10 protein-coding genes are annotated in these 8,653 nt (G+C 38.2%); 6 read left to right on the top strand and 4 right to left on the bottom strand.

Annotated elements, in window-relative coordinates:
• Window positions 1–98, bottom strand: a 98-nt coding sequence (locus ACO1O5_RS16185; protein ID WP_486272041.1) for a DUF6728 family protein, incomplete at its 3' end; no start/stop codon positions are given.
• 190 nt (window positions 99–288) lie between these two features.
• Between ACO1O5_RS16185 and ACO1O5_RS16180 the strand changes: the two genes are divergently transcribed.
• From ACO1O5_RS16180 to ACO1O5_RS16155, 6 genes are all read left to right on the top strand, one after another.
• Entirely contained in the window at window positions 289–1,179 is an 891-nt protein-coding gene (locus tag ACO1O5_RS16180; RefSeq protein WP_486272039.1) for a cytochrome b/b6 domain-containing protein, read from the top strand.
• Entirely contained in the window at window positions 1,176–1,940 is a 765-nt protein-coding gene (locus tag ACO1O5_RS16175) for a molybdopterin-dependent oxidoreductase (RefSeq protein ID WP_486272037.1), read from the top strand. The genes ACO1O5_RS16180 and ACO1O5_RS16175 overlap by 4 nt, the downstream gene beginning before the upstream one ends.
• A gap of 54 nt (window positions 1,941–1,994) precedes the next feature.
• Window positions 1,995–2,291, top strand: a complete 297-nt coding sequence (locus ACO1O5_RS16170; RefSeq protein WP_486272035.1) for a DUF1330 domain-containing protein — start codon at window positions 1,995–1,997, stop codon at window positions 2,289–2,291.
• 47 nt (window positions 2,292–2,338) lie between these two features.
• Window positions 2,339–3,583, top strand: coding sequence for an MFS transporter (locus tag ACO1O5_RS16165; RefSeq protein ID WP_486272034.1), 1,245 nt, complete (start codon window positions 2,339–2,341; stop codon window positions 3,581–3,583).
• A 72-nt stretch (window positions 3,584–3,655) separates the two neighbouring features.
• The gene (locus ACO1O5_RS16160; RefSeq protein WP_486272033.1) at window positions 3,656–4,111 is read left to right on the top strand and encodes an SET domain-containing protein; all 456 of its coding nucleotides are present in this window, start codon (window positions 3,656–3,658) and stop codon (window positions 4,109–4,111) included.
• 130 nt (window positions 4,112–4,241) lie between these two features.
• Window positions 4,242–4,637, top strand: coding sequence for a hypothetical protein (locus tag ACO1O5_RS16155; RefSeq protein WP_486272031.1), 396 nt, complete (start codon window positions 4,242–4,244; stop codon window positions 4,635–4,637).
• A 51-nt stretch (window positions 4,638–4,688) separates the two neighbouring features.
• Here the strand turns inward: ACO1O5_RS16155 and ACO1O5_RS16150 are convergent, their stop codons facing one another.
• The 3 genes from ACO1O5_RS16150 to ACO1O5_RS16140 all read right to left on the bottom strand — a co-directional run bounded on the left by ACO1O5_RS16150 (window position 4,689) and on the right by ACO1O5_RS16140 (window position 8,514).
• Complete coding sequence (locus tag ACO1O5_RS16150) at window positions 4,689–6,797, bottom strand: OstA-like protein (RefSeq protein ID WP_486272029.1); 2,109 nt, start codon at window positions 6,795–6,797, stop codon at window positions 4,689–4,691.
• 4 nt (window positions 6,798–6,801) lie between these two features.
• Entirely contained in the window at window positions 6,802–7,812 is a 1,011-nt protein-coding gene (locus tag ACO1O5_RS16145) for an MlaD family protein (RefSeq protein ID WP_486272027.1), read from the bottom strand.
• A 201-nt stretch (window positions 7,813–8,013) separates the two neighbouring features.
• A complete protein-coding gene (locus ACO1O5_RS16140) occupies window positions 8,014–8,514 on the bottom strand; it encodes an N-acetylmuramoyl-L-alanine amidase family protein (RefSeq protein ID WP_486272026.1) in 501 nt (166 codons plus the stop codon).
• Between the last annotated feature and the right edge of the window lie 139 nt (window positions 8,515–8,653).

Here is an 8,653-nt window from a genome sequence, read left to right as displayed (position 1 = left end):
TTCATGCCGTGCATGTACCCTATCCATTTTGAATGGGGAGCATTGGGATCCCGTTTTTTAATCCAGAGGTATTCTGCTATTTGTCTCCATACACCCATAAATACTGGTATTCATTAACAAATTAATAAAAAAAATCTGCAACTATTTAAAGCCTGGTTACGTAAGTGAAACAAATTTACTAATCCTATTGTTTTGATTTCATGCAAAATTGCGGCAGATGCGAACGTAAGCATGGCGCCTTATTGAATGACTAAAACTAAAACACGAAAAAAGTAATAATTTAGATTAATGAAAAAGGTAATCAAGAAACATCCTCTTGCCATTCGTTGGTTTCACTGGATTAATTTTCCTGTAATTGCTGTTATGATTTTCAGCGGCATTTTAATTTACTGGGCTAACGATATTTACCGGGTTGGCTGGGGCGATTCAACTGTCTTGAAATTTTTCCCGAATTCATTTTATAAAGCATTGCATCTTCCTTTCAGGCTGGCAGAAGGAATGAGCCTGCATTTTGTTTTTATGTGGATTTTCGCTATCAACGGATTCATCTATGTTTTATATCTTATTTTTTCCGGCGAGTGGCGGCTTATTTTTCCCAATAAGAAATCTTTTAAAGAATCATTCCAGGTGGTGTTGCATGATTTGCACATCAGGAAAACCGCACCTCCTCAAAAAAAATATAATGCGGCACAACGGATTGCTTATACGAGTGTGATTATTATGGGACTTGGATCTTTGCTTACCGGGCTTTCTATTTATAAGCCTATTCAGTTTCATGGTTTGGTGGCTCTCCTCGGCGGTTATGAATGGGCCCGTGCCGAGCATTTTATTTTGACCATACTTTTTACTTTATTTTTCGTAGTTCACATTGTGCAGGTTGTACTTGCCGGGTGGAATAATTTCAGGAGTATGGTTACGGGGCTCGATGTATTGCCTGCTGTTAAGGACGGCACATTGCAACCCGTTGCTATTAACAACGGTAGTGAAATGACTCAATTTAAAACCCCTGTTATAAATATTAATGAATCAACGGAGAAAAAAAATGAACCTCGGTATGATGAAGTTACGGATGCAAATAAACCTGGCGAAGAAACTAATGCAACAGGCATTGAAGATGTGAATAACAATGTTTATTCAGATGATGATAAACCAACAGACCCTAAAGAACTCGACAAATGACAGACATAAATTATAAAGAAGAAATACTTATTTCAGAAAAAAAACTGAGAAGTAAAACTATTATTTCGTTTACGGTATTCATATTGTTATTGGTGGCAGCCATTTTTGCGTGGAAGAAACTTCGCCAGGCGCCAAAGGTGGCAGATGTACCAAAACCCTTGCGTTCCGTATTGAATTATAATGAGAATTTCTTTTCTAATTTTTTGAGTGATAATCATCTTGCTAAATCCTATCCTGTTTCTGATGCTGTAAAAAATGTGAGAGTAAACGGCAATGTTGGAATGGAAAATGATTTTGATCCATCAAACTGGAAGTTGCAGGTAATACGCAACCCGGGCGATACTTTGTTTATTACCGTCGATGAAATAAAGGCTTTGCCTAAAACTGATATTGTTTTTGATTTTAAATGTATAGAAGGTTGGAGCCAGGTTACCCATTGGGCGGGTGTTAAGTTTAGTGACTTTGCTGCTAAGTATAACCTTACCGCACAAACGCAAATGAAGTATGTGGGCCTCGTAACTCCCAATAAAAAGTATTATGTAGGAATTGATATGGCCAGCATGATGCATCCGCAAACAATTCTTTGCTACGAAATGAACGGTAAACCTTTGCCCATGAACCAGGGATACCCGCTTCGTTTAATCATTCCCGTTAAATATGGTATTAAACATCTTAAAAGAATAGGCACGATGTCGTTCAGCAATGAGCGGCCACCCGATTATTGGTACGAGCAGGGATATGATTACTATTCGGGGTTATAGAGCGCAGCGTTTATCTGCCTGACACAAAATTGATCACACACAAAAAAATACCGCATGCCAGCTTATATTATTGTAGATGTAACAATCACGGATCCGCAATTGTATGAAGAATATAAAAAACTAACGCCCGCTTCAATCGCAGCCTGGCATGGAAAATTTATTGTTCGTGGAGGCGCAACCGAAACTTTGGAAGGCGACTGGCATCCCGGCCGCTTCGTTATGTTGGAATTTCCAAATGCTGACCTGGCAAGGCAATGGTGGCATTCAACAGAATACGCACCCGCAAAAAATATCAGGCAACATGCCGCTTCCACCAATATGATTCTTGCAGAAGGTGTAACTCTTTCTTAATTATTTTTTACTTAAGTTTTTCCTGTTTAATTTCCGTATTTAAAATTATGAATACGACAGGCATTCAAAGATCTTTACCGGCGACAAGCGTTGCGAAGGCAACTGTCTTTCCGATATTGCTTAGTATTAGTTTTTCTCATCTATTGAATGATTCCATTCAATCGTTAATTCCATCTATTTACCCGGTTGTAAAAAAAACATTCCAGCTAAGCTTTGCACAGGTTGGCCTTATAACATTTACTTTTCAACTCACTGCATCATTGTTGCAGCCATTTGTCGGTTATTACACTGATCGTAATCCAAAACCTTTCTCTCTTGCAATAGGTATGAGTTTTACGCTTGCGGGCTTAATATTTTTATCTTTTTCTAATAGCTTTGGAACTATATTATTATCAGTTGGATTGATAGGAGTGGGGTCTTCTATCTTTCACCCGGAGGCTTCAAAAGTTGCCTATATGGCATCGGGTGGCAAGCGTGGATTGGCGCAATCTATTTTCCAGGTAGGAGGCAATGCCGGCAGCGCCCTGGGGCCTCTGCTTGCTGCTATTATCGTTGTGCCTTATGGAAGGTCGCATATTTTATACTTTGGTGTTTTAGCGCTGGTTGCCATTTTCGTTCTTATCACCATTGGCAACTGGTATAAGTCTAATACGCATCTTATAAAACCAAAACATAATATTGAAAGTGCGAATAATATACCCATGCTCTCAAAAAGGAAAATCACTTTCGCAGTCGTAATTCTATTGCTGCTCATTTTCTCCAAATATTTTTATCTCGCAAGTATGAGTAGTTATTATACTTTTTATCTTATTAATAAATTTGGATTGTCTGTACAAAATTCCCAGATACACCTCTTTATCTTTTTAGCAGCGGTAGCAGCAGGTACATTCATCGGAGGTCCGCTGGGCGATCGTTTCGGACGTAAGTATGTAATATGGTTTTCAATATTAGGCGTAGCTCCGTTCACGCTCTTACTACCTCATGTTAATTTATTTTGGACAACTATTCTGTCAGTTTTCATAGGCTTTATTCTCTCTTCTGCATTCTCAGCTATATTAGTATATGCGCAGGAATTAATGCCTGGCAACGTCGGGATGGTGTCCGGATTATTTTTTGGTTTTGCTTTTGGGATGGGTGGAATCGGTTCTGCGGTATTGGGTGTTTTAGCAGACCATACCAGCATAATCTTTGTTTATAATGTTTGTGCGTTTCTTCCGCTTATCGGTTTCATAACAGGATTTCTCCCGAATATTGGCGGCAAGACGCCCCTTCATAAAAGCGCATTAACTTAAAATATTTTTAAACGTATCTTCCCGTTACTTTAAATTGCACTCTTTTTAAATAGTTTAAAATTACTGACACTAATGGCGTTTATGGAAAAAGACCTGCATGTAAAAAAATCGACTATACCCGGCGCAGGCAAGGGGCTGTTTACAAAAAAATTTATTCCAAAAGGAAGCCGTATTGCAGAGTACAAAGGAAAGATAAGTACCTGGAAGGAGGTAGATCATCACGAAGGTTTAAACGCCTACATCTACTATATTAATCGCCATCATGTAATAGATTCATCCAAACATAAAAGCAATCTTGCCCGGTATGCTAACGATGCAAAAGGCTGTGAGAACGGAATTAAATTAATGAACAATTGCTGCTTCGTAATTGATGAATGCCGGGTATTTCTTGAATCGAAACGGGACATTCCTTCAAAATCGGAATTACTGGTGGGATATGGAAAGGAGTACTGGGACATCATCCGGCATAACATAAAACATGCGGCATTAAAAAAGAAAAAGACGGTTAAAGTTCGAAAGAAAGTTTGATGGAAGTTAATGATGCCGGTACACTATCAGCGAATGATCCTTGCTGTTTAAAGCCTTACTTTTGCCACCATAAATTTATCGTGATAGGTATATTATATTATCGAAGTTGCGGCTTTACATTTTCATCATTATGAAGTACTATAAATTAATTGGCTGGACGGCTTGCGTGCTATTAATAGTAAGTTGTTTTATTCCCTTAGCCTACTATGCAGATATTCATAAAAGTTTTACCGGCTTTTACTCAGAACAAAATAAGTATGGAAAACCCGGAATTGTTTTTGTTTTTGTAGCAGTAGTATCGGCGTTACTAATATATCTCGATAAAATTTGGGCAAAACGTGTACACATTTTTTTTTGTGCCTTCAACATAGGTTATTTAATAAGAACGTATATTCTTTTTGCATCGTGTTATAACGCATATTGTCCCGAAAAAAAATTCGGAATTTATCTTCTCATATTTAGTTCCATTCTGCTCCTTATTGTTTCTCTTTTTCCGGATATGAAAGTGACTAACAGTAAAGAGTAGTGGCGCTTAATAACCTATAAACCACGCCATTCGCAACTAAAACTAATAGTTCTATTCGAATAGTTCCAGCTTGGTTTTAGGCCGTTTATCATTAAGCCAAATAAAATCTTTTAAATATTTCTGGTCTTCAGGAATGTCTTTCATCGGGTAAAATTTTCCTTTAATATCATTTACAAAAAGAACTTTTTCGAGATCGTCTTTTTTGAAATAAAGATCGATAACATCTCCGGTGGCACGATTCATGCCGAGATAGGCACTGTCTTTATCCTGGGCGTAATAGATACTCTCAGCCTGGGAACCTTTTACACGCATGTAGTCAATAGCGCCATTAATGAAATAGCCGTTAATTGTTTTGCCGGCAATCTGGTTATAAAATCCCTGCGTGGTTTTGTTTATAATAATGCTCTTGTCAAAAGCATACAGGTGTTCTGGTTTTTTATTTTTTGTGTATAAAAAAATAGTATCGCCGGTTATTTGAGAACGGCCGCTCCATATTACAGGATCGTAATACAGGCGGAATACAGAATCCTTCGCTGAAAAGAAAAGGCTGTCGCAGACACTTTGGAGAGAATCACTAAATATTCTTACATGATGAAAGGCCAGGAAATATCTTGACGAATCTGATTTATTCAATGTATCCTTGTTGCCGTTTTTTGTTGAATGCGGATTGCGAATAGGGTTGACAGTTATATTATGAAGCGAATCAATCGAAATGGAATCAATAGTTGCCTTAGCCGGTTTAACAGTATCAGTAAGGAGAATTTCTTTTACCTCATTTCGATTGTTCTTTAATTGTGAAGAATCAATTTTCGACGAGTATTTGCGCAATGCAATTGCCTTTAGAGAATCCCCGATAGCGGCGCTGCTTTTAGCCTTTAATGAATCAATTTTTAAAGAGCCTTCCGGCGCTTTTGCCATTGAAGAATCAACGAGGTCCGGGTTTTCCTTCGTCCTGTAAATTTTTTGTCTTTGATTATTGTGAGCAGCATTTAAAGAATCAATTACATGGGCAAGGCGCAAAGCAGAATCTCTTTCAGACGAATGTATCATTGGCCGTTTACCATGTGATGTATCTGCACTAAGCGATGAATCTGCAAGCTGCTGCCGGTGTAAAGAATCATATGCAGCGGAATCTTTCGCCATTACAAATTGCTCGTTCTTTACCGCAGTTGAATAACCGGAAAATATGGTATCAGCAGCTACATAAATGCTGTCATTTTTTTGTTTTATAATTAATACTGGTTTTCTTGTTGCCAGGAACGAGTTGGTTTTTTTATTTAAAAAAATTTGGTTGGCAAGAACAATATAACCACCGGCAGAATCCCTAACGAGTGCATTTCCCTCCATTTGTGCATTGCCGGATTTATTATCCATTGCCATATTATTGGCAACGTAAACCCTTCCGCTACTGTCCCTTACTGTTGTCCGGCTGGTGAAAATGGCATTGTCGCTTTTAAAATCGTAGTTACCCTGTGTGGTATATATTTCCGCTTCCGGACTTTTTATATAACTGTTACCATTTAAATTGTAATTCTGCGACAGCATATTATATAACAGCGAATCAGTTGTTACATGATTTTTAGGTTGAACTACCACCACATTATTTTTAAAATAAATATCTTTTGTATCAGCATAATAAGTTCCATCGGTACTGGTAATTGTCGTATTACCATTGATAACTTTTCCACCGTTATGATAATTGCCTATGCCGCTTTGGAGGTTGTAATCAAGAGCCTGCGTAAAGAGCGTTGCCTTTTTGTCAACAAGCTTAACATCAGTTTTTAGATAGGCCGTTTTATCTGTGCCGATATATTTAAGATACTGCGCATATGTTTGTACACTATCACCCTGGTTTATATGAACGTTGCCAAAAGCTTCTGCTTCGTGTGTTGTTGGATTTATGGCAATGCTGTCAGCATTGAAAAGAGTCGTGCCCTGTTTAACGATGGCGCCCCCCGCAATGGTTTGCATGGTGGTTGTGGAATCAATATAAATACTGCGCATACTGGGACCACGGATTATTTGAAATTCTTTTACCGTATCAGCATTTGCATTGACGTTTTTGGAAGTATCGGCTGGCGGCGGCGTCACTTGCGAAAAAGAAACAAAACTTACCTGCAGTAAAAAAACAATTAAAATAATTCTTACTGGGGTGATCATTCTATTACTTAACCGCTTTTAATGTATCGTCAATTAAAGGTGCAGTCAGGTAACCACCTTTATCTTTTTTGCCAAAGACGGAAATATTTACGTAGCGTTTAGGATGCGTTCTTACATCATCAAGGAGGATATTTAATTTGTTTGCTGTGGATTGCAAGTTGTCGTACAATTTGGTATCGTTCAAAAGTAAACCGAGTGTACCATCCTTACTGTTAATTTTCTCGGAACTTTCTTTAAAATTATTTATGGTAACGTTTAATGAATCCAGGGTTTTTTTCAAATTAATTGCTGCAAAATTTGCCGTCACTATTTTTGTATTTTCGAGTATGCTATCCAGTTTTGCGTTGTTGGAATTAAGGTTGGCAGTAAAGGCATTTACGTTATTAAGCGAGCTGGCCAGTGCACCATTTTGTGTATTCAAAATTTTCTCTAATGAAACTGCAGACAAAGCAAATGACGCTGTTGTTGTATTTAAATTAGCAACGATCCCTTTAATATTATTTTTCGTTGCAGGATCAAATACGCCGGTTACCACATGAAGTACTGAGTCAAGCGATTTTACTGAATTTCTTACTTCGTATAAAACAGGGTTAATAACCTTTAACGCCTCATCAAAGGCGCCGCCGCTAAGCGTTGTGAGTACAGTATCGCCCTTCTTTAAATAATTGGTAGAGTTACCTAATTGAATTTCGAGTGTGGCACTACCACCGAGAAGATTTGGATTTATTACAGCAAGTGAGTTATCCGGAATATTTACATCTTTTGTAAGGCTTACGGTTACAATAATTTGTTTCATGGATTTTCCCCCATCCAGGTTTTCAATTCTTCCTACCTGCAGCCCGTTAATTACAACCGGGTTCGATTTTGAAAGGCCCTGCACATCCTGGTATTTGGCATAGATGTAATCGTTTTTTTTGAAAAGATTATTGCCCTTCAGAAAATTAAATCCCAAAACAAGCAGCACAATGCCCACAACTGCCATGGTTCCTATTTTAGTTTCGTTACTTATTTTCATAATGTTTTATTTGGTAGTAGGCAGTTTTCATTTTTAGGTTAACGATGTTCCCGGTTAGAGTATAATTCAAATTGCTGTTGCGAAAATAGTAAATCTTTATTGGCACATCGCGTGCAAGGCTTTAATAAAAAATTCCGGGTTATTTATTTAAGAATTATTATCCCCAACCAGCTAAAGGTTAATTGCAAATTTATTGTGGTGTTATTTGGTATTCATCGCATCGGCGTTGACAACTGTCTTGGCTTCCACCTGGGTTTTATACTTTATGAGGGCACGTGTTATAGACTCAGCAATTTCCTGCTGGCCCTTTTCGCTGATAAGATATCTTTCATCATCATAATTATCAATAAAGCCCGTTTCAACCAATACTGCAGGCATTTGTGTTGCCTGCAAAACCCAAATGCCTTTTTGCCGTTGATGAACACCAAGATCGGGACGGCCCATACTATCAATATCTTCCTGTATGTCTGACGCAAGTTTATAGCTTCTCTTAAAATAATTCTGAGTATACAACAAGGCTTTCGCTTTCCATTCGGGGCTGTCTTCGTTTATCTCAAGAGTGCTGTCATTTTCATCGGTAGCAAAAAGTAAATCTGCATTTTCCATCGCCTTTATCTTATCTTCTGTTTTGTGGGCCGCGAAAATCCACGTACTGGTGCCTTTTCTGTCGGTAGGCAATTTATAATATTGGCGTGTAGGCACAATGTGTGTATGTGGCGTTCTGATTTTTTTTTTGCATGCGCCTCGTCTTCAATAAAATGCGCGTACGCTGCCTTGTACCTGCCCGAGACGTTTGGTGAACCGTAGCGAACGAAATCACGGTCGATAATATCGTCGTGGA

The organism is Ginsengibacter sp. (assembly GCF_057362405.1).
Note: the sequence above shows the minus strand (reverse complement) of the source record. Positions and strands in the feature narration are given on the sequence as shown.